General features: G+C 36.3%; 18 protein-coding genes, 1 tRNA gene, 1 other RNA gene and 1 pseudogene. 18 read left to right on the top strand and 3 right to left on the bottom strand.

From position 1 onward, the window contains the following. The first annotated feature begins 137 nt into the window (after window positions 1–137). Entirely contained in the window at window positions 138–818 is a 681-nt protein-coding gene (locus ACOQFO_RS08040; RefSeq protein WP_421689187.1) for a hypothetical protein, read from the top strand. Between the two features lie 228 nt (window positions 819–1,046). On the opposite strand, the gene ACOQFO_RS08045 is transcribed toward ACOQFO_RS08040, so the two are convergent. Continuing rightward, window positions 1,047–1,871 carry a hypothetical protein gene (locus tag ACOQFO_RS08045; protein ID WP_421689169.1) on the bottom strand — a complete coding sequence of 275 codons (825 nt, stop codon included), beginning with the start codon at window positions 1,869–1,871 and terminating at the stop codon, window positions 1,047–1,049. Between the two features lie 56 nt (window positions 1,872–1,927). Between ACOQFO_RS08045 and ACOQFO_RS08050 the strand changes: the two are divergent. The 3 genes and pseudogenes from ACOQFO_RS08050 to ACOQFO_RS08060 all read left to right on the top strand — a co-directional run. Further along, a pseudogene (locus ACOQFO_RS08050) lies at window positions 1,928–2,479 on the top strand (ATP-grasp domain-containing protein); the annotation flags it as partial. A gap of 406 nt (window positions 2,480–2,885) precedes the next feature. Continuing rightward, window positions 2,886–3,836: a DNA/RNA non-specific endonuclease gene (locus ACOQFO_RS08055; RefSeq protein ID WP_421689170.1), complete on the top strand. Its 951-nt coding sequence runs from the start codon at window positions 2,886–2,888 to the stop codon at window positions 3,834–3,836. Window positions 3,837–4,018: 182 nt separating this feature from the next. After that, on the top strand, window positions 4,019–5,218 hold the full coding sequence (locus tag ACOQFO_RS08060; protein ID WP_421689171.1) for an iron-containing alcohol dehydrogenase: 1,200 nt from the start codon (window positions 4,019–4,021) through the stop codon (window positions 5,216–5,218). 353 nt (window positions 5,219–5,571) lie between these two features. Here the strand turns inward: ACOQFO_RS08060 and ACOQFO_RS08065 are convergent, their stop codons facing one another. Beyond that, on the bottom strand, window positions 5,572–5,952 hold the full coding sequence (locus ACOQFO_RS08065) for a sodium:proton antiporter (RefSeq protein ID WP_421689172.1): 381 nt from the start codon (window positions 5,950–5,952) through the stop codon (window positions 5,572–5,574). 298 nt (window positions 5,953–6,250) lie between these two features. After that, window positions 6,251–6,341, bottom strand: a tRNA-Ser gene (locus tag ACOQFO_RS08070). Between the two features lie 150 nt (window positions 6,342–6,491). Between ACOQFO_RS08070 and ffs the strand changes: the two genes are divergently transcribed. From ffs to ACOQFO_RS08140, 14 genes are all read left to right on the top strand, one after another. After that, window positions 6,492–6,758: signal recognition particle sRNA large type (gene ffs, locus ACOQFO_RS08075), an RNA gene on the top strand. Window positions 6,759–7,216: 458 nt separating this feature from the next. After that, window positions 7,217–9,586, top strand: a complete 2,370-nt coding sequence (locus tag ACOQFO_RS08080) for a hypothetical protein (RefSeq protein WP_421689173.1) — start codon at window positions 7,217–7,219, stop codon at window positions 9,584–9,586. Next, complete coding sequence (locus ACOQFO_RS08085) at window positions 9,583–10,515, top strand: ABC transporter ATP-binding protein (protein ID WP_421689174.1); 933 nt, start codon at window positions 9,583–9,585, stop codon at window positions 10,513–10,515. Before ACOQFO_RS08080 ends, ACOQFO_RS08085 begins: the two co-directional genes overlap by 4 nt. Continuing rightward, complete coding sequence (locus ACOQFO_RS08090; RefSeq protein WP_421689175.1) at window positions 10,515–11,378, top strand: ABC transporter permease; 864 nt, start codon at window positions 10,515–10,517, stop codon at window positions 11,376–11,378. The genes ACOQFO_RS08085 and ACOQFO_RS08090 overlap by 1 nt, the downstream gene beginning before the upstream one ends. 12 nt (window positions 11,379–11,390) lie before the next feature. Further along, a complete protein-coding gene (locus tag ACOQFO_RS08095) occupies window positions 11,391–12,797 on the top strand; it encodes a hypothetical protein (RefSeq protein ID WP_421689176.1) in 1,407 nt (468 codons plus the stop codon). A gap of 15 nt (window positions 12,798–12,812) precedes the next feature. Continuing rightward, on the top strand, window positions 12,813–13,808 hold the full coding sequence (locus ACOQFO_RS08100) for an AAA family ATPase (protein ID WP_421689177.1): 996 nt from the start codon (window positions 12,813–12,815) through the stop codon (window positions 13,806–13,808). Then, window positions 13,808–14,686, top strand: a complete 879-nt coding sequence (locus ACOQFO_RS08105) for a DUF58 domain-containing protein (protein WP_421689188.1) — start codon at window positions 13,808–13,810, stop codon at window positions 14,684–14,686. Before ACOQFO_RS08100 ends, ACOQFO_RS08105 begins: the two co-directional genes overlap by 1 nt. An 11-nt stretch (window positions 14,687–14,697) precedes the next feature. Further along, entirely contained in the window at window positions 14,698–16,449 is a 1,752-nt protein-coding gene (locus tag ACOQFO_RS08110) for a vWA domain-containing protein (RefSeq protein WP_421689178.1), read from the top strand. After that, entirely contained in the window at window positions 16,433–19,033 is a 2,601-nt protein-coding gene (locus ACOQFO_RS08115; protein ID WP_421689179.1) for a VWA domain-containing protein, read from the top strand. The genes ACOQFO_RS08110 and ACOQFO_RS08115 overlap by 17 nt, the downstream gene beginning before the upstream one ends. A 159-nt stretch (window positions 19,034–19,192) precedes the next feature. Beyond that, the gene (gene dnaX, locus ACOQFO_RS08120) at window positions 19,193–20,962 is read left to right on the top strand and encodes a DNA polymerase III subunit gamma/tau (RefSeq protein ID WP_421689180.1); all 1,770 of its coding nucleotides are present in this window, start codon (window positions 19,193–19,195) and stop codon (window positions 20,960–20,962) included. A 48-nt stretch (window positions 20,963–21,010) separates the two neighbouring features. After that, window positions 21,011–21,325, top strand: a complete 315-nt coding sequence (locus ACOQFO_RS08125) for a YbaB/EbfC family nucleoid-associated protein (protein WP_421689181.1) — start codon at window positions 21,011–21,013, stop codon at window positions 21,323–21,325. Between the two features lie 11 nt (window positions 21,326–21,336). Next, the gene (recR, locus tag ACOQFO_RS08130) at window positions 21,337–21,933 is read left to right on the top strand and encodes a recombination mediator RecR (RefSeq protein ID WP_421689182.1); all 597 of its coding nucleotides are present in this window, start codon (window positions 21,337–21,339) and stop codon (window positions 21,931–21,933) included. A 153-nt stretch (window positions 21,934–22,086) separates the two neighbouring features. Continuing rightward, window positions 22,087–22,299, top strand: coding sequence for a YaaL family protein (locus tag ACOQFO_RS08135; protein WP_421689183.1), 213 nt, complete (start codon window positions 22,087–22,089; stop codon window positions 22,297–22,299). 68 nt (window positions 22,300–22,367) lie between these two features. Beyond that, window positions 22,368–22,640 carry a pro-sigmaK processing inhibitor BofA family protein gene (locus ACOQFO_RS08140; RefSeq protein WP_421689184.1) on the top strand — a complete coding sequence of 91 codons (273 nt, stop codon included), beginning with the start codon at window positions 22,368–22,370 and terminating at the stop codon, window positions 22,638–22,640. The last annotated feature ends 315 nt before the right edge of the window (window positions 22,641–22,955 follow it).

Here is a 22,955-nt window from a genome sequence, read left to right on the forward strand (position 1 = left end):
CGTATTAAATATCATATTGAACTACCATGAAAATTCTTTGTGGAGGATAGTGAAAGAAACAGTTGGGGTTTTACCCTCTCTTTCATAGATATATCCATATATACTGATAGAATAGTCAGAAATATATTAGAGGTGGAATACAATTGAAAAAAAGATTAGGATGTCTACACGCCCATTTTTCAAATATTGAGTATATCGAAAACGCACTTTCCTCTTATGACATTGAATTAATACATTTTGTTGACCCCGCATTAATGTATCGAGTTACATCAGACGAGAATTTTAAAGCAGTAGATGCTCAAAACAAAGTTAAAGAGCAAATAGAGTGGATTGCCAAATGTAATGTTGATGCTATTCTCATTACTTGCACAAACTATATTGCAATTTTAAAGGAAGAACAACTCTCAATTTCATTGCCAATTATAAAAATTGATGAACCCTACTTTGAATACATTTGTAATATAAAGCAACCTCAGACAATCCTATTTACAAATCCTGCAACTGTTAATGGGACTATGAAGCGTCTCAATCAATACGCTAATAATAATCATAAATCTTTAGATATAGAGGTAATTGTCATTAACAATACTTTTGAATTGATAATGCAAGGTCTAAAACACGAGTATAATCGAGAAATTTCCAATTTCCTAAATAAAATTAATAAAGAAGATAGAATTATCTCCGTTGCTCAATTATCTATGGTCGATGCATCCCAGGAGGTTGAAAATAAGACAACTAAGCCTATAATTAATCCTTTTGATACATTAATTTCTTCAATTGTAGATCAGTTGAAAATAGACAAGAAATCTGTGGTATGATTTTTTTATTCAATGTAGTGTAGTGCTTTAATTTAATATCTCATAATTGGATACAAAGTAAAATCCCTGCTTTTAATATAAAAGTAGGGATTTTGGGCGTTTTAATAGACTTAGGGATATGTGAAAAATAGGGGACCTTATTGAAGAAAAGCACTCTTTAGTACATTAAGTTTCGCTAAAAAAGGCTTTAATCCCTTACTGAATCAAAACCTTAGGTAGGTCAACTATTTAATTTAACAGGCTAAGTGCAATCGGCAATAATTCTCTCTTTACATCGAAATTTTCATCTACTAAATTAACAGTTACATCTACACGGATTTTCTGACCGTTATCTTCTACAACGAATAATAGACTTTGCATTTCCTTATTATATAGAAAATCAGTCCCATACTCTGTTATTTTAATATATTCTTCTAAGTTTTCAGAAGTATACATGGTTCCATTAGTTGGAGTTAATCGAATTGTTACTCCGCCAAAATTGCTTCCATTCACTTTATATTTAAGCTCAACAAAGTGTATAATTGAAGATAATGTGCCTTCCTGTATGCTATATTCCAAATCATTCTTTATAGCTTCCTTATACAATTCTTCTGCAATAGATTCCGTATCAATTTCTGGAAATTTATAGTATATAGTACCTTCTGAAAAATTGTATTTATTTAATAAGCTCTCATGCAGATTAATGGATGCCATTTCGTCTGGAAAATCTGACAGGTTATTAATTGTGGTACCATTATGCAGTTTTAATAATGTTGTGAACCCTAATTCTTCATAGGCATCAACAGGAAGAAAGTAAACAAACTCTCCTTCAGGGAGTTCTTTCCTAATTTTTTCTATGATACCATCGTACTTTAATATGTTTTCAGAAAATTTTTTATCAGCTTCATCTGTCCCCATTGGTAATACTTCATATATTTTTTCGCCATTTGAATTAAATAGGTTAGATCCTGTAAATTGCATTGCAGCTACAGATACAGTTATAAATAACGAAAGAAACACTGCAATAAAGGAGGTTCTAAAATAAATAGGTTTTACTACTTTTTTTTGTTCCATTATTATTCCTCGTAAGGATTCATTATAGTGAACCGACGGGATTTTTTGGCTTTTTAATGGAAGAAGTTAAAATGGATGAAGTTGAGAAATTGGGGTTCCCTATAGTTGTGAAACCTAATTCAGGCGGTTCTAGTGTAGGAGTAAAAATTGTCTATGACAAAGAAACTCTAATACCTGCAATTGAAGAAGTATTCAAATGGGATTCCGAAGTGATCATCGAAAAACTAATTGCTGGAGAGGAAATCACTTGTTCCATATTGAATGGAAAGCTTTTACCGGTGATTTCGATTCGTCATCAGAGTGAGTTTTTTGATTATACATCTAAATATAATGATGTGGAAACCATTGAAGAGGTAGTCGAGCTGTCACCCGAAATACAGACCCGTGTATGTTCTGCTGCAATGACTTGCTATAAATCATTGAAATGTAGTGTTTACGCTGAAGTCGACATGATGAATAAAGATGGTATCCCATATGTAATAGAGGTTAATACATTACCTGGGATGACAAAAAATAGTTTGCTACCAAAAAGTGCACTAGCGGCGGGTATTCCCTACCATAAGCTACTTGATTTAATCATCGAACATTCACTAAAAGTGGGAAGATAATAGATTAGTAGTTGCGAATGATTATGGATATTAATCTAGAATTTATCATACTTTATAAGAGCTAAGAGCGCATTTTATAAGAAAAATGGAATGAAACTGATAGATACTGAAATGGATGGTAAATTGTTAAGAATGTCAGGAACTGTATAAGGTTTATTTTGTTAAGGAAGGCTATAGTATACCAAGCATAAGACAGAATAATCATGGCGCGATTCTTGGGAACGAATATGCGCTAATTTTTCATTTAAGGACAATTTTATTTAGTAGTACCTTTAATCGGAAATGAATATTTATATTGAGGTATATTTTGGAAGTACTATTATCGATAGGTTAACTATGTTAATCTATTTTAGCGTGCTGAGATTTTTAGAATGAACAGTATGAAACTGTTATAGGAGTGTCCTAAATGAAAAAGAAAATGAATTATTTATTGTTACTTTTAATGACCATCTTTATGGTTGGTTGTACTGAAATAGAAGATGTATCTAATACAGATGTTGAAATAGATTCACAAGAAGCAAGTGCTGTTGAAACAAATCAAACGAGTGGAACAGAAGAAACCGTTACTACAGGTACTGAAGAACAGGTAGAAGCAGATACACCAACTCAATCAAAAAATGAATTGTTTGCAGGATACAAACTTATTGAAGTTGATGGTGGTGATTTATCTGGATATCGTGAACCAAACGTTGTCGTTGACATCGGTTTCGGGGACCGTCAATATTGGGCATTTACAAATGAATATGGGCAATTAGTACGTGTCATTGCTGACGAAATCATTCTACAAGATGATCGCAATGAACCTGTATTATCAACTGGCAGATACTACGCTGATGAGGCAAAGGTACCTGGTGTAGAAAGTAAAGATTTAGATGAAGGACATATCATTGCTGATTCTTTAGGTGGGGTATCAAATGCTTATAACATTACCCCTCAAAATAGCACGCTTAACCGACATGGTGATCAAGCTTATATGGAAGACGCGATTCGAAAAGCTGGTGGAGCTACAAATTTCGAAGCAATTATCACATATCCGAATACAAAAACGCAGATTCCTTCAAGTTATCAATATACTTATACTTTAAAAGGTAAAGTGATCGTTGATAAATTTGACAATGTGAACCCTGATGAAGTAAACGAATCACTTGGTTTAACAGAAAGTAAGCCATCTAATTCAACAATTTCAAACACAAGTTCAAACACAAACCATGATATCTCTTCGGTTGATACAAACGGTAATGGTCAGGTGACGATTAGCGAGGCAAAAGCAGCAGGTTATAGTATGCCAATAACACGTGATCATTGGTTATACCCTTATATGGACGATCGAGATAACGACGGTATGGTGGGAGAGTAAGTAAGCCCTCAAAAAATGAGAAGTGCAAATCCAACGAAAAGGATTTGCGCTTTTTTTATTGAATTTACTAGATTAACAAATTTTTATTCTAGCGCGTTCAATCGTTAAATAAAATACTTTAAATACATACGTCTTAGTTTTGAGCATTTGGTTCGTCTATTACCCGAAAAGGAGCTAGTTATATGTACAAACTGTATTGTAGGACATATCAAAGGACTTTTAAGCTGGCAATGAAATTCCTTTCGTTCCGTGAGCCAGAGTTATTAGAGGGTGAAAATAGTTTAGACAAACTACCAAGTCTAATACAGAGTAAAGGTATTCATAATGTATTGATTGTTACAGATAGCGGAATTACAGCGATTGGGTTAATGGATGGACTGCTTGATGGATTACAATCTGTAGGAATCAACTATGTTGTGTATGATAAAACAGTTCCTAACCCAACTATTGATAATATTGAGGAAGCACTTAAACTTTATCGTGAAAAGAAGTGTGAAGCAATAATAGCCTTTGGCGGTGGTTCACCGATGGACTGCGCGAAAGGTGTAGGTGCACGATTAGCAAGACCAGATAAGAGTATTTCACAAATGAAGGGTCAGCTAAAAGTGAGAAAAGATATTCCACCATTGTTTGCAATCCCAACAACTGCTGGTACAGGTAGCGAGGCAACACTTGCGGCAGTAATCTCTAATAGTAAGACCCATGAGAAATATGCTGTAAATGATACGGTGTTATTTCCTCATTATGCTGTACTTGATCCAATGCTTACAGTAAAACTCCCACCTCATATTACTTCAACAACCGGAATGGATGCTTTAACGCATGCAGTAGAGGCTTACATAGGTAAATGTAATACAGAGCATACGAAAAAATGCGCTAAAGAGGCAGTAACCTTAATATTTGAAAATCTCTATGAAGCATATTCAAACGGATCTAATATTACTGCACGTAAGAATATGCAGAAAGCCTCTTATTTAGCGGGATTTGCTTTCACACGTGCCTTTGTTGGCTATGTTCACGCAATTGCACATACTTTAGGAGGATTCTATAATACCCCTCATGGCTTGGCAAACGCGATTATTTTACCCTACGTTCTTGAATATTACGGTAGTTCTGTTTATAAACCTTTAGCAGAATTAGCTGATTTGGTTGGAATTACTGAGGTATCTGATAGCGAGGAAATGAAAGCAAAGAAGTTTATCAATGCCATTAAACAGCTTAACGAGGATATGGACATCCCAAGTAAAGTGAAAAGGATTAAAGATCAGGACATTCCAATTATGATTGAACGTGCTTTAAAAGAAGCGAATCCCCTTTACCCTGTACCGAGGATTTTGAACAAGAACGATCTGTTTAATCTTTATCAATTAATTAAAGAATGATGATTAATAGAGAAACAACGGTTTTATTCATGCTAATAAAATCCGATGAGAGATTCCGACCTTGTCGCTGAAGTGAATATTTTATTGGATGTAGTTCGCCTTCTTGCAGGTGAATGATATGGGTTTACTAGACAGAAAATGAGGAAATGAAGCGAAAGTGTCTAGTAAACTCGGTTTACTAGACAAAAATTCGGGGAACCATGAAAAAGTGTCTAGAAAATTCGGTTTACTAGGCAAAAAATTAGGGAATCACGAAAAAGTGTCTAATAAAAACAATTTTCAGGACAAAGACCATAGAAATGAACTTGCTAGCTATTATAATGAATGCCACATTCATTATTAACTACAAAGTTCTATCTCATAATAAACATAGCAATTAAAAGAGGGATTGCCATTAAGCTTAATACAGCAAAACTCCACAAAATTTGCTTACCTGTGGACATATTTTTAGGGCGAATACTGATTGTGTCATAAAGGTCATTAATGGCTTTTTCTTCTTTTTGAAAAAGCATGGCTTGGAATGGATCATAATCTTCAATATAAGATGAAGGCAATTTTGTACCAAAGCGTAAAGCGCGGACCCAGTCTGTAACGTCTTTCTGATCGTGTAAATAAATAAGCGTTGGAGCTAGACCACCATTCATTTTCGCAATCACATCAATATCAAACGTAGCCATTTTATAAACTGTTTGACCGTTTTCGTTTACAACTTCTTGAATTAGAGGATTTGCCATAACCTTCACTCCCTAAAATTCGTCTTTCGTCATTTATCCTTACCTTCCCCAATAAATTCTGATATTAACAATTTCAAAATAAGTTTTTTATTATTATGTATAAATTAGTATTAAATAAATATATGTATAGTTAAAATGACTTATGTGCTGATGCATAATTAAGAAGTAAATATGAATGAAAGAATTATGTAGATTTTCACCTGGGGAATTTTTTGAGTATTATTCTTAGGTACCGATTTTGTAGACAAATAAAAATCCCGTTACTTAAGAAAGTAACGGGAATTATCATGCGTTATTATGGCGGAGGCGGTAGGATTTGAACCCACGCACGGTTTAACCCGCCTGTCGGTTTTCAAGACCGATCCCTTCAGCCACTTGGGTACGCCTCCGTATTGGACAATTAGTAATATATCACGATAATTAGGACAGGTCAACAAAAAAGTTAAAAAAATTAAATTTATATATAAAATATTTTCGTTAATAAATTTCCATATCTAAACATTGCATTATTAGCATAAAATAAAGTATACTAGAACTTGCCGTGCTAGGTGGGGAGGTAGCGGTGCCCTGTAACTCGCAATCCGCTCTAGCGAGACTGAAGTCCTTTTCTGAGGCTGACCGCATGTAGGGTCTGCCTCTTGCACGTAGCGTTGACGGTTGGGTCCTGCGCAATGGGTACCCATGAACTATGTCAGGTCCGGAAGGAAGCAGCATTAAGTGGTCTCACCCATGTGCCGCGGGGTAGCCTGACCCGAGCTGGCGACAAGAGTAACGCTTATGTGCGGCAGTCGAAGGAAGGTGCACGGCTTTAACGTGCATATGAACGCCCGTCTTTTATAGATGGGCTTTTTTATTTGCTGAAAAAGGTATGAGATCGCGCTTCTCGAGGACAAAAAATCAAGGATTTTGAAAAAAGTGTCTTCGAGACCACTTCTCAAGGACAAAAAGCATGAAATCACCAAAAATCTGTAATCGAAACCGTCCCCACTATAAAAAATTCCTTCAAAAAGAATCCGCTCATCTAAAGAAGTGGATTCTTTTTTATTTCACTTTCTGATTAATTTTGGAAAATTATACGAACAATTCCTTAAGATAGGAAAAATTCTGGAACAATATAATTGTAAAAACGTACTAATTAATAATTGAATTGGAATTTAACTTCATTCACTCCCGTTATAATAAGAGATGAGATAAATCAAAAATCGGAGTGCATTTATTTCAACAGAAAACTTGCGACATGAGTATAAGAAAGGAGATGGACCGTTTGATAAAAAGAAGTTATTTCTTTGTAGTACTAATCGCATTTTTTATTTGCTTTATTCCAATAGAAAATGCAAGTGCAGCACCAAACTTAGATGTTAAAGCGGAGATTGGTATTGATAATAATATCAAAACGAATACACCATTAACGCTAGAATTGACCATTACGAACAGCGGCTCAGCTTTTTCAGGGGATTTAGTCATTGATACTGCCATTACATATAACACTGGTTCCGCATTAGTCTATCCAATTGATTTGGCTGAAGGTGAAACGAAAACGATTCATTTCTATTTGGATGGATTCGCAGATGATTATGTATTTATGAATCAACGTTCTCAGTATTTTTACTTTTATGAAGGTGGCATAGAAAGTGGAAATGTCGTTGATTTTACAGGCGATAAATTAGTACGACCAAACGTTTATGATCGGGATACAACGGTCATTTATACACTAACAGATAATAGCGATCGTTTATCTTCATTTTTACAGCTTAGTCAACATTCGACGTTCAGAGTGGAAGTATTCCATTTAAATATGATTGAAAATTTTGAATTTCCAACAGATCCGAAAGGTTTAAAGATGGCAAACGTCTTAGCAATTGATGAAGTTGGAATCTCCCATTTAACAGAACAACAACAACAAGTGATTTATCAGTGGGTGCAGCAAGGTGGTATCTTACTCGTTGGGGCTTCGGATCAAGTAGACAATTCGGTCGGAGTATTCCAAAAGCATCTACCTTTAGCTTTATCTAATAATCGCACGACCGTATCAAAAGAGGGCCTTGAGGATCTAACAAAAGGTGGCATTTTTACAGAGAATATCGAAATATACGAAGCAGCGGAAAAAGAGAACAGTAATGCAACTTTTAAAGCAGATGGTCAGATTATTGCGGCATCCTCAAGTTTAGGAAATGGCCAAATCTTACAAACAACCTTTTCTCTTGGTGATCAACCACTCGCTTCAATGAATGGGTATGCAAAATTAATTGCTACTATTCTTCAATTGGATTCTAATAAACCAATCTATGGATCACCAACATTTATAGGTAATTATTTAGATTATATGCCTTACGAAGTTGGTGAAGTGAACGAACTGTTCCCATCTTTTGAGGTTTCTGTCTCAGGATTAGTCATCATCGTTCTAATCTATATTTTAATCATTGGTCCAGTTTTATATTTAATCCTTAAAAAGTTTGATAAACGTGAACATGCGTGGTGGATTATTCCGGTAGTATCAATTGGGCTATCGATTGCTTTATTCATAATTGGAGGAAAGGATCGTATATTCCAATCTCAGGTTCAACAAACAGCATATTTTCAAGTAACCGAAGACAAACGTCTGTCAGGATATTATATTGAATCCATCTTAACGAATCGCGGAGGGGACTTCACCTTCAATTTAGATGACAACACAACGGGATTTGCAATTCGTACCGATTCATCTGGAGCATTACACGATAGATCCTATATTAAACAACATGCGAATGGGTCTTCTATTCATTTCAAAAATCTAAACTACTGGTCTGTACAGTCATTTATAGGAGAATCCACTATTCCGAGTGCAGGAAATCTGGATATTCAGCTTAGCGTAAAAAACAATCTCCTTGAAGGGACGATTAAAAATCAATTCCCATTTGAGCTTAAGGACGTAGCTTTATGGTCTGGAAACCGTGAGATTGCTCTTGGGAATATTGCAGCAGGAGAGACGATTACTGTTTCAGAACAATTAAACAGTGCATTACTCGTTGCTCCAACAAATACAAGATATGGTTATTCTTACCCTCAATCGAAAGATGAGATTTTCCCAATGCGTTTAGAAAAGGCGAAGTATGGCGCAGGTAGTTTTGGTGAAAGTATCGATTTACCAGTCATCATTGGATGGACAGATCAAGCAATTGTTGGTGTACAACATGAAGGAAGTACCGATATCTCCTCCATTTCTTATATTGCTCAACCATTTAATCCACAAGTGGAACTTACTGGAGAGATTATTTTAGGTAGTGATGTATTGACAGAATCCATTGATATTATTAGTCAAACGGGCATTGCAGAGCAACTAAATGGACCGACAAACCAATGGTATTTAGAAGAAGGGGATTATGCATATCTTGTAGACATTCCAGAAGATTTAATCGATCAAGCAGATTGGAATGAAATCTCGATTACAAATAAAGAGAAAAGTTTGAATGTCTCCATCTTAAATATCCAAACAAATGAATATGAACCAATCACAAATCAACAACAGACGCTTCAAAATCATTACTTATCAGAGGATGGTCGAATCATTTTCCAAATTCAGTATCGTAATAGTAATGATAAAGGGGTTCCAGTAATCTTACCTGAAGTAGAGATAAAGGGGGTGGCTAAAGAATGATTGAAATAAAAGGACTAACCAAAAAATATGGATCGTTTGTTGCGCTGGACCATTTCGAGCTTTCCATTAATGAAGGGGTAGTTTGTGGATTCGTTGGCGCAAATGGTGCTGGTAAATCAACTATTTTCTCAATCTTAGCTACCCTACTATCCCCAACAGAAGGCGATGCAACGATTAATGGGAAGAGTGTAATTAGAGATTCAAGTGAAGTAAGAAAGCAAATTGGCTATATGCCAGACTTTTTTGGAGTATATGATCAACTGAAAGCTGATGAATACTTGGATTTTTACGGGGCAAGTTATGGCATTCCTGCGGAGAAGCGGAAAGTATTAATTCCTGAATTATTGGAACTCGTAAACTTGACCGACAAAAGATATGAATACGTAGATTTATTATCCCGAGGGATGAAGCAACGATTATGTCTTGCCCGTTCTCTCATTCATGACCCGAGCGTATTAATATTAGACGAACCTGCATCTGGCTTAGACCCAAGAGCAAGGGTGGAAATGCGTGATATATTGAAACATTTAAAATCAATGGGCAAAACGATTCTCATATCATCACATATATTACCTGAACTCTCTGAAATGTGCGATGAAATTGTCGTCATTGATAGAGGAAAACTCATTGCACATGGTCATGTAGAAACAATTCAAGCGCAATTACAAGGTGACAAGCGAATCAAAGTTAAAGTAATGAAGGAATTGGAACTTGCTCGTGCATTCTTTGAAGAAGATCCACTTATATCAGCTATTGAAGTAGAAAAAGAGAAAAATGAAATCTCCTTTAATTATAAAGGGACAGATGAAGAACAAGTGGAGCTTTTACGTAAGGCGTTTCTTTCGAATATACCAATTTACTCCTTCACTGCGGAGGAAAAAGATTTAGAAGATGTCTTCATGGCGATAACGAAAGGGGTGGAGCAGTAATGCAACGTTTTTCCAATCCCGTATTGATGAAGGAGTTAAAATTACGTTTTCGTGCTTTTAAAAGCTTTTCAGGGTTAATGTTTTACTTGTTTCTGTTATTTATCTTTGTTGGGGGCTTCTTAAGCGTATTTACCCAATTTACAGGCACAGGATTTTTTAGACCGAGTGAAAGCTTTATTATGTTTGCTGTAATTTCAGTGCTTCAAATGGCGCTCGTTATGTTTATTACCCCTGGTTTAACGGCAGGTGCAATTAGCTCAGAAAGGGAAAAGCAAACGTTAAATATTCTTCTAACAACAACACAAACTTCAACACAGATTATTATTGGGAAATTATTATCGTCCATTGCATTTTTAATTTTATTACTTATCGCAGGGCTCCCGTTATATAGTATTGTGTTTTTATTTGGTGGGGTGTCCCCTTCACAATTAATAACGATTTTCTTATTTTACTTAGTAACGGTTGTAGCGATTGGTAGTATTGGGATTATGTTTTCGACGATTACGAAAAAGACCATTGTTTCAATGATTGCCACATACGGTGCAATGATTTTCATAGGAGCAGTGACAGCTTTCTTCTTCTTTGTTGGATGGCAACTAGACAATATCTCTGGAAATACGCCAACTCCACCTATTGGAGGATCAACACCAAATTCACCTATAACGTATTTTTGGGCAGCGATCAATCCAGGTGCGTTAATGTTAACGATTTTGTATCCACCACTTGAAAATGAACTTTCCAATATTACTGGAATATCCATTCCTATTTGGATCATCTATTTAATCTTTTATAGTTTAGTGACTGTATTTTGTTTATGGATTGCAATAAGAAAGTTACGCGCAAATATGAAACATAACAGATAAGGAGGCTTTAAAATGGATCGTCGTAAAACGTTAAGGCAGTTCGTTACACGGGCAAAAAGAAGTTTAAACATCGAGAAATACATCCCTAGTCTACAGTACGGTATTTTACTAGCGGTTGTTTTCTATACGGCGATTCTTCTCTTATCTCGATTGTTTGTACTTCCGTATTATCACAACATTGCCCTTTTTGGTGGCGTGAGTATTTTCTTGCTGACAATCGTTTATCTCGTAGTGAAACGAGTAAAAACTCACGATGCCCTTATTCGACTTGATGCCTTTTATCCTCATAATGAGCTTGTTACTGCATTATCTTTAAATGACGATATGAATCCATTAGTTAACTCCATCTTGCAAAAGGCTGTATTAGAATCAAACGATTCCTTTGAGCGTTTTAAGCAGCGAAAGAAGAGCTTATGGCGACCAAAGGCATTAATTTCATTACTATTCTTTTCTATAGCGATTGGTGTACTTTATATTTTCCCTTCACCAACACAACAAGAAGCAGTGACGATTGAAAAGGAAAATGAAGCAATCGACAAACTAGAAAAAGAGGTTGCAGAATTAGAGAAAAAAGCAACCAATGATGAAGTAAAAAAACAATTACAAGAACTCCTCAACAAGTTAAAACAAGTAGATAGCTCTGAAGAAGCATTACGTGATGTTGTAAAAAAGCAAAAGGAGCTAAAGTTACAAGAACAGAATTTAAAAGAGAAGAGAGATTTAGCTAGTAAAGGGAACGATGGAGCAGAAGGTTTAACTTCGGAAGAAGAAGAACGACTGAAAGAATTATTAGATATCCAAAACTTGCTTACAAAAAGCGCAAGCTTAGCTCAAACTGCTTTAAGTCAGTTAGGAAAGCCTATTAGTTTTGAGTTGCAAAATGCTATTGCAAGTGAGTCTGGATCAAGTCCATCTGAAGAAGGTAGCCCAAATCAAGACGGAGGAAATTCTGGAGATAGTAGTAATACGGACAATTCTCAAAGACAACAAAATAATGGCGAAAACAATCAAGGGAGCGGAGAAAATGGCTCTCAGGGGCAAGGTACAAATGGTTCTCAAGGTCAAGGTAGTGGGAATGGATCAGGTAGCCAAGGAAATGGTTCTGGCTCTGGTACCGGGCAAGGTCAGGGAAATGGTAATGGAGCAGGATTTGGTCAAGGTGGCAGAGACTTACTGTCGATTCCAGGGAGAATTGGAGAAAACGGTGAGCTAATCGTAGATGGGGGTCCGCTTGGTGAAGGATCTCCTATTGAAGAACAGGATGGGCCAGTTCCAGTCACGAAAGGAACAATCCGCCCTTATGAAGAGGTCATTGGGCAATATAAAGACCGCTATATGGAAAGTTCAGAAAGAATGCAATTACCTAAGGATTTACAAGAAATAGTGCAATCTTATTTTAGTTCACTCGAATCGGAATGATAGGAGAATCTCAAAATGGCATATAACGAACAGGATTATCTAGATATTAGCGACCAACTTCAACAAGTTAAAAGTGAAATTAGTCGATTTATTGTAGGGCAAGAGGAAGCAATCCATTATACATTGTATTCCATATTAGCAGATGGCCATGCATTGCTTGAAGGGTTGCCTGGACTTGGGAAAACGATGTTAGTTCGTACTATTTCAGAAGTGTTGGACCTATCGTTTTCTCGTATTCAATTCACACCGGATTTAATGCCTTCAGATATTACAGGAACAAACATTATTGAAAGGACAGAAGAAGGGAAGCAGCGATTTGTTTTCCAACCTGGACCAATCTTTAATCAAATGGTTCTTGCAGATGAGATTAACCGTGCAACTCCAAAAACGCAAAGTGCACTTCTAGAAGCGATGGGCGAAAAAACTGTAACGATTCTAGGTGATACAAAGGAAATGGAGAAACCATTCTTTGTATTAGCAACACAAAATCCTATTGAAATGGAAGGTACCTACCCTTTACCCGAGGCTCAAATGGACCGCTTCCTATGTAAAATACTCGTAAATTATCCGACTAAACAAGAGCTAATGGAAATTATGAAAAGAACAACGGGTGCACAAGATGTGCAGCTACAAAAAGTAATGGACCGGGAAAGATTGGTTGTCGCTCAAAAAATGGTTAAGGAAGTACTAGTTGCAGATGAAATGCTGGAGTATGCCGTGAACTTAGTTGTCGCTACTCATCCTGATGGTAAGGATGGGTTACCTGAAGTAAAACAATATGTCATGTATGGAAGTGGCCCTCGTGGATTGCAAAGTATTTTAAAGTTAGCAAAAGCGCGTGCGCTAATGAATGGAAGATTCCATGTATCCATTGCGGATATTAAATCCGTTGCAAAACCTGCATTGAGACATCGCATAATGTTGAACTATGAAGGAGAAGCATCTGGTAAAGATGCAGATGATTTAATCGATGAAATACTCGAAAATGTACAGCAAGGCGTTCGATTATGATGAAAGAGAAATTCATATTACCGGATGATTGGATTGCAAAAGTAAGTCGATTATCAGTTGCCACATCCTCTAAATTGCGCGGTCAACATAAGGGGTCACATCGATCTGCAAGATTCGGTGCTTCACTAGACTTTTCTGATTTCCGAGAGTATTTCCCGGGAGATGATGTGAGGCAAGTAGATTGGAATGTGTATGCAAGAACAGAAAAATTTTATATAAAACGTTTTTTAGATGAGCAAGAAATGCGGGTTCATATTTTACTTGATTCTACTAAATCAATGGGAGAACCAAATAAGTGGTTATTTGCGCGGCAAATTGTGGCGAGCCTTGGTTTAATGGTTTTGAACCGTGATGACCGGTTGTCGTTTTCCTTTTTGCAAGAAGGCGAAAAGAAACCAATGTTTCGTAGAAAAGGTGCAACAAATCGAAAAGCTTTTTTGCAGATTGTTTCGGAAATAGAAGAAGCATCATTTAAAGGTCGTTTTACAATAGAAGGGTTCAAGGAATTGCCTAATGATAGTACCGTTTTATTTATCGTGACAGATGGTTTGGAGCCAATTGAAGAATGGGAGCAATTTTTCAAACGTTTGCCACGTTTTGCAGGGGACATTCGCTGTATTCAAATCGTGACAAAAGAAGAGTTAAATCCCACATACGCAGGGGATCTCCGACTCATTGATGCGGAAACGATGAAGGACACGAATGTATCAATGTCTACAAAGGTAATTGAAGAGTATAAAAGGACGATGGAGTTACACCAACTCCAGTTTGAAAGGATTGCGAATCGATTTGGAATCAGAACGATTCAACTAGTAGTAGAAGATGGCTTACAAAATGCTATTTTTCAAAATTTATTAAGAGCTCGCATGGTACAGTGAGGTGAATTTCGGTGGGTTTTAGTCAGCTAATCTTTCTATGGACATTAATTTTCCCGATGATTGTCCTAATCTATTATTTCTTTCGAAAGAAATACAAAGATCAGATCATATCCTCTGCTTTGTTTTGGGAAGAAGTGATGCAAGAAACAAGAGTGTCACCATATTTAAAACATCTGCAAAGAAATGCCTTACTGTACTTGCAATTACTTGCATTGTTACTTTTCACTTTAGCTTTAATGAATCCATTCATAAAAAAATCTGAAGTTGCTGGAGAACAAGTCATCTGGATCGTGGATACTTCAGCTACTATGCTTGCGGGCAAGGAGTCGTCCATTTTTGAACATCATAAAAAAGAAATGAAATCACTTGTTTCAGAAATAGAGGGTCGACCTTTAACAATCATTACTACTGGAGAAGAGCCAAATGTGATTCTACGTCAAGAAACAGACACCACGCTCATACATAGGACGATTGATGAATTATCGGTAACTTACGAAGAAGAACAATTATCCAAAGCTTTTGATGTAGCGCAAGCCTTTGTTGGAGGGGCAGCGACTTCTATTTATTTATTCACAGATTCGGTTGAACGAAATGAATTGCCGATTGAGAGTGAATATGTAAAGTGGATTGTGAAAGGTTCGGATAGCGATGTTGAAAACGTAGCAATTACAAAATTTACTGCTACTGAAGGTAATGGACAAACAATTGCTTTAGTTCAAATTGTAAATGAAACCGAACTTGACAAAGAGCTAACTTTATCCATCATGGATGAACACGAAGAAACGATTCAAGAAGAAAGTCTTTCTATAGAAGCAAATGGAGAAATGACTCTAACCTATGAACAATTACCACTTTCAAGCATTCTTACGGCAAAGATTGAAGTAAGTGACGACTATGGAGTGGACAATGAGATAAGTACGATTGTAGGTGGGGGACAATCAGAAATTATTGTAGATAGACAAATGCATGCACTTGTTCAAAAAGGATTTCAAGCATTAAATACAAATGTCAAAATTGTTCAATCAGATCAATTACAAACCATGGGCGAAGATGGTGTAATAGTAACGAATCAAACCGATCTGCTAGAGTCATCTGAGAATAGAGTCATTCTGATAGGTAGAGACGACCAAGTTTCCGAAGAAGTGAGAAGTTTAGTAGATGTCTCAGCTGATCCATTGTTTGCGTTTAGTCAGCTAGAAGATGTTTATGTAAGTGCCATTTACCCACCCTTTGAAGAATTTGAGACGATTGCAACGATTGCAGATAAGCCGTTTATCCAACGCTCTAATAGAGGGGATATTGTCATATTAGCTGACATAGAATCGACAGATTGGCCATTACACCCGTCTTTTCCATTATTTCTATGGAGTTTGCAAAATGAATTCCAAGAATGTCTACAAAGTCTTGGAACGTTCAAACCAAATGAATCAAGAGCAATCTCATTAGTAGGCGATGATTGGACCATTTATTCTGATGAAGATGAATACATTACGACAATTGAAGATCCAGGACGTTTTAAAGCGCCTATTAAACCGGGACTTTATACAATACAATCTGAGAATGATGAAAAGCGTTTTTTAGTTCAACTTTCAAATCAAGAAAGATCGATTCAGAAAGGGTCAAGTTTTGAACTTGGTCAGATCCAATCTCATGGAGAAAATGTTTCTTCAAATGAATCCCTTTTGCCTTGGATTTTATTCATTATATTAATGTTGCTAGTAATAGAGTGGGAGGTGCAAAGAAGACGTGGATTTGCGAATTAATGATCCTATCGCTCTATTATTATTTATTCCACTAATCGCATACTTCTTTTGGGTTTGGTGGCGACATAAGAATCAGCTCAAAACGAATCATTTCATCGTATTTGCAATAAGAGGAGTTTCAATTATATTAGTAGTTTTCGCACTATCGTCGCCTTATTTACTGTTGCCAATAAAAGATGAACAGGTCATCTTTTTAATAGACCGTTCTGCGTCACTTAACGGTACAGAAAGTGGTGCTGTTTCTTTTATTGAAGAGAGTTTGCAAAATAAAAAGGAACAACATAGTGTCGGAATCTATTCATTTGCTTCAGGATTCCAGACAGAAACACTATTATCAAAGAATTTGGAGCAAATCCCGACGTTAAGTGAAATCACTGATAAAAGTGATACCAATATAGAGGAAGCATTACAAATTGCAGTAAGTGTTGCAGATCGCGGGAAGGCAACAAGAATTGTTTTATTGTCTGATGGGCTTGAAACAAAAGGAAATGTTGTAAATCAATTAATTAAATTGGCTGGAACGAATGTATCAGTTGATGTTTTACCTATAGAGCGACCTATTACATCAGATGTTTCAATCCAAAGCTTTGTTACTCCACAAATTGCTTATGCTGGTGAACAGCAGCAGTTAGATATTGAAGTCGTCTCAACAAAAGCGACAGAAGGTATTCTTTATTTATATGAAAATGATCAACTCATCAAGCAAGAAACCGTTACCTTAGATAAGGGTGCCAATGTTTTTTCGTATCAACATGTTGGAGGAGCTGAAGGGTTAGTAAAATACGAAGCTCTTGTGCAAGTTCAGGATGATGCAATTTTAGAAAATAATAAACTTACAAGTGTAACAATGGTTCAAAGCTCTCCAAAATTGTTGATAGTAGATGATCGTGAAGAGGGCTCTCCTATTGCAAATGCATTAGGTCCAAATTCAATAGACTTTGATGTCATTCCTTCAACTGAATTACCGAATTCATTATCAAGCTATTTGCAATATAATGCGATTATTTTTGATAATATTGCAGGATTTAAAGTTGGAGAAGCGAAGATGGGTGTCATCGAACAGGCGGTAAAAAACTTCGGAGTTGGCTTTATGATGGTCGGTGGTGAAAGTAGCTTTGGTTTAGGTGGTTATTATAAAACACCGATAGAACAGTTATTACCTGTTGAAATGGAAGTGAAAGGGAAACATCAACTTCCTTCTCTGGGCCTTGTCATCGTGCTAGATAGGTCTGGCAGTATGCAAGGTGCCAAAATCCAATTGGCAAAAGAAGCGGCTGCGAGGTCAGTGGAGTTATTGCGTGATGGAGATACTCTAGGGTTTATTGCATTTGATGATCGACCATGGGAAGTAATTGAAACAAAGCCATTAGAAAATAGAGAAGAAGCGGTAAATACAATACTCTCAATTCCTCCTGGGGGAGGGACAGAGATTTATTCGTCCCTTGAAATGGCATATAAAAACTTAAGTGACCTCGATTTACAACGGAAACATATTATCTTACTTACAGATGGGCAATCGGCAACTTCAAATAGTTATGAAGAGTTAATAGAAGAAGGAAAAGGGAATAATATTACACTTTCAACAGTTGCTATTGGCTCGGATGCAGACGCGAATTTACTTGAAGATTTAAGTGAAATGGGAAGCGGCCGTTTCTATAGTGTTATTGATGAAACGACAATTCCTTCTATTCTTTCAAGAGAAACTGCCATGATTACCCGTACTTATATAGAAGATAATCCGTTTTATCCAATCATTTATCAAGCTGAAGGTTGGAATCGTTTATTTGAAAATGGAGTTCCACAAATGAATGCCTATATCGCTACAACTGCTAAACAGACGGCTATGGTGATTGCAGAAAGTGAAAAAGAAGATCCTGTACTCGCAGAGTGGCAATACGGACTAGGTCGTACAATAGCTTTTACATCGGATTCCACAGGAGCTTGGACCGGTGACTGGGCACGGTGGGATGAGTGGACGAACTTTTGGCAAACAGCTGTTTCAAAGCTACTACCTTCATATAATGAAACGGCTTATGATATTAGGCATGAGGCAAATGGTTCTTTTGTGATTACAGATCCAACGAATAAAGCAGCCTTTCTGGATATTGCGGTTGTCAATGAATTTGGAGAAGAGTTAGAAACGCAGATTGAAATACTATCTGCGAGTAGAGCTAGAGTAGTTGTTGAGGCGGATCCAGGTTTAGTGTTCTTTAGACTTTCTGATGGAAGTGGCGAGATATTCCAAGCTGGATTAACTGTTCCCTATAGCAAGGAATACGAACAAAACGCACCAAATCACACGTTACTCACTCAAATCACTGAGAAAACCGGAGGAAAAGCACTTTCTATTGATGAACCATCTGAAGTATTTCGTCAATTCACTATGAAGGGATCGGAACGCAAAAGTATAACGAATTGGCTTATTTTTATCAGTTTATTGTTGTTCTTTATTGATATTACATTAAGACGTTTTGGATGGAGTTTTATGAAGACAACTGGTAAATCTAAAAAGGTGAAAGAAAATAAGACGGTTGTTGAGGAAACGAATGTTAGTCAGCTGTTAAAAGAATTAAAGAGAAAATGATCATGAAGACTGTTACTAGATTTTTTTATCGAAAGTCTAGTAGCAGTTTTTTTAATAGAATAAAGTCACGACATATGTGAGAATATGAAAGGAAATGATGAAAGAACCTATGCTATAATGGACCTAGAAAATTTGAGATACTAGAAGGGGAGGAAAAATTTGACGTACCAAGCATTTTATCGTGTGTATAGACCTCAAAGTTTTAGGGAAATGTCAGGACAAACACACGTGAAAAGAACACTTCAAAATGCTCTCCTAGCAAATAAAACAACACATGCCTATCTATTTTCTGGGCCACGTGGAACAGGGAAAACGAGTACGGCGAAAATTTTTGCTAAGGCATTGAACTGCGAAAAAGCCCCATCAAACGAACCGTGTAATGAATGTCCTACTTGCATAAGTATTACTGAAGGGTCGCACCCCGATGTGATTGAGTTTGACGCAGCTTCCAATTCACGTGTAGAAGAAATGCGTGACATTATCGAGAAGGTAAGATTTGCACCAGCAAATGCACGATTTAAAGTGTATATTATCGACGAAGTGCATATGCTTTCAACGAGTGCTTTTAATGCTTTATTAAAAACATTAGAAGAGCCCCCAGCACATGCAGTGTTTATATTAGCGACAACAGAACCACATAAACTACCTGCAACGATTATTTCACGCTGTCAACGATTTGATTTTAAACGCTTATCATCAAACGATATATTAGAGCGTATGAAAGTAGTTCTTGAGGATATCCATTTACCTTTCGATGAACAAGCTCTCAAAGTAATTGCACAAGCAGCAGCAGGTGGAATGCGTGATGCCTTGAGTTTACTAGACCAAGTTGTTTCGTTTAGTGGTGAATCGTTAACATTGGAAAATGCTCTGCTTGTAACGGGGTCAGTTAGTCAGGACATCTTTTATGATATAACCCAGGCTTTAAAAGAAAGAGATGTGGCACAGGTACTATCTCTCATGGAGGGTCTAATTGCTGACGGTAAGGAACCCGTTCGTTTAGCGGAAGATTTAATTACATTTTTCCGTGACTTGTTACTATTACAAACAAGTAGTGAACTTGAAGAATTATTAGAATTAGTAACACCTGAAGAGAAATTTATACAGTTAGCCCATGATTATAGCGCCGACAATCTTTATGGATTTATCGATATACTAGCAAAAACACAACAAGAAATGCGTTTTTCACACCATACGAAAATCTATTTAGTGACTGCGCTTTTAAAAATGGCACAATACACAAGTGGTGGTGGAGTAGTTCATCCCCAATCTAATGTTGGTGGTGTGGTAGATCCTCAATTATTGGATAAAATATCAACCTTAGAAAAAATGGTTCAAAACTTAACTCAGCAAATACAAAATGGTGTTCAACCATCAAATGCACCGCAAACAAAAGAAGCACCTCGTCCAAGGGCAAAGTCACAAAACTATAATGCACCTGTAGGAAGAATAAAAGAAGTTCTAAAAAGTGCGACTAAGAAAGATATTCATACAATTAAAAATGCATGGGTTCAGGTTCTTAGTCAACTTCAAAAATCACAGGCGGCACTTTTTGCTGAAGCGGAACCAGTTGCGGCATCATCTAGTGCATTTGTGATAAAATTCAAGTATGATATTCACTGTAAGATGGTTGCCGATAATCGAGATTTAGTAGGGAATTTTACGCAATATTTAGCTCAGCTTTCTGGAAATATGTATGAATTACTGTGTATTCCAGAAAATGATTGGTATACGTTGCGAGAAAACTTTATTAAGGAAAACCATTTGGCAGATAAAAATGAGTCGTCCAATCACGAAGAAGATTCGGCAATTTTAACTTCCGAACAACCATTCATTGAGGAAGCTCGAGAAATGACATCAGACGATCCATTAGTATCCGAAGCTGAAAAATTGTTTGGTAAGGACTTTGTCGAAGTTGTTGAAGAATAGTTAGTGGATGATGTAAAAAAGATCTAATACATTAGGAGGAATTTAAATATGCGTGGAATGGGTAATATGCAAGGCATGATGAAGAAAATGCAAAAAATGCAAAAAGAAATGATGCAAGCTCAAGAAGAGTTAAATGCAAGAGAATTTGAAGGTACTGCAGGTGGCGGTATGGTTAAAGTAACTGTAAACGGCCAAAGAGAAGTATTAGGGGTAAATTTAGACCCTTCTGTAGTAGATCCTGATGATGTTGAAATGTTACAAGACTTAGTAGTCGTTGCGATTAACGATGCGTTAAAGAAAGTGGAAGAGACTACAGCATCTACAATGGGTAAATTCACTCAAGGATTAAACCTTCCATTCTAGGAGGATAAACAATGTACTATCCTGAACCAATATCAAAGCTAATTGATAGTTTTATGAAATTGCCAGGTATCGGCCCGAAAACTGCGGCCCGACTGGCATTTTTCGTTTTAACAATGAAAGAAGATAATGTTTTATCCTTTGCAAAGGCGTTAGTTGATGCAAAACGTAATTTAACATATTGTTCAGTTTGTGGGCATATAACTGACGTGGACCCATGTCAAATTTGTTCAGATAAACAAAGAGATGTAAGTACGATTTGTGTTGTGCAAGATCCAAAAGATGTTATTGCAATGGAAAAAATGCGTGACTATCACGGGTTATATCATGTGCTTCACGGTGCAATCTCTCCAATGGACGGTATTGGTCCTGAAGATATTAATGTAGCTTCACTAATTACCCGATTACAAGATGAACGTGTACAAGAGTTAATTCTAGCAACAAACCCAACAATTGAAGGGGAAGCTACAGCAATGTATATTTCACGCTTAGTTAAACCATCAGGTATTAAAACAACACGTATTGCTCATGGATTGCCTGTAGGTGGAGATTTAGAATATGCGGATGAGGTAACATTGTCAAAAGCGTTGGAAGGCAGAAGAGAGCTTTAATTTCACTTTTAATTAATTAAACCAAGTGTACGTAGAAATACAACATGGTGCATTTGGTTAATACTTTGTTTCTATAATAATAGGACATTTGCAAGATTTTCTGCATGTTAGTAATAGGAAGTTGACTGAGAATAAGGGTGAGTGAAGTTTTACATGTTCCGTCGAAAAGGTAAATTAAAAAAAGAATATGATGACAAGCTTCGGAATCTTATTTTAGAAACAAAAGAAGATTGGAACAACGCAAAAGTAATTGAAGGTTTACTCGATGATTATGATTTAGATGTGATTGCTCAAAGAAAAATTGCAGAAAGTGTCCATTTTTATTTGTTTAAGGAAGCAAGAATTCGGAAAATATTAATCAAGTAATGTAAATATGAGTAGCCGCAAAAGCATATGCTCCTAAAAAGAAATCTTTTCTGTGAAGGAGTAATTAAATGATAGTTTACATAGGTGTAAGTCTTATCAGCGTGCTACTCATATTAGGTTTTATTATTATAGGAAAAAAGGTAGGGTATGGTGTCATTTTAGAAAAGCTAGCGATCATTTGGTTTAGATTAGCTTGTTCATTTGCTATTCTATATATAGCTCATATCATTGCAGATGGTTACAATATTATTGTACCAGTTAATATATTTTCAGCTTTAACAATAACGATTTTAGGGATTCCAGGGATGTTATGTATTGGGATCATAACAATTCTTCAATAAAAGTATAAAAAAGTCCTTGCAATGAGAAAAATATAGTGGTATATTAATTAAGTCGCTAAGACGTCACAACAAAACTTTGATAGAAAATCAAAAAAGTATTGACATCGAATAACGACAACGATATAATTTAATAAGTCACTTAAGAGAAGTGAGTAACATTACTAAACTTAAGAACATGAACCTTGAAAACTGAACAACAAAACGTTAATGAATTAAATGTTTCTTAATAGAAACACAATTTTGGACATCATAAAGATGCCAGCAAAAATTTGAGCTTTATCAAATTTTCTTTTATGGAGAGTTTGATCCTGGCTC

The organism is Ureibacillus sp. MALMAid1270 (assembly GCF_049202975.1).
Classification (GTDB): Bacteria; Bacillota; Bacilli; order Bacillales_A; family Planococcaceae; genus Ureibacillus.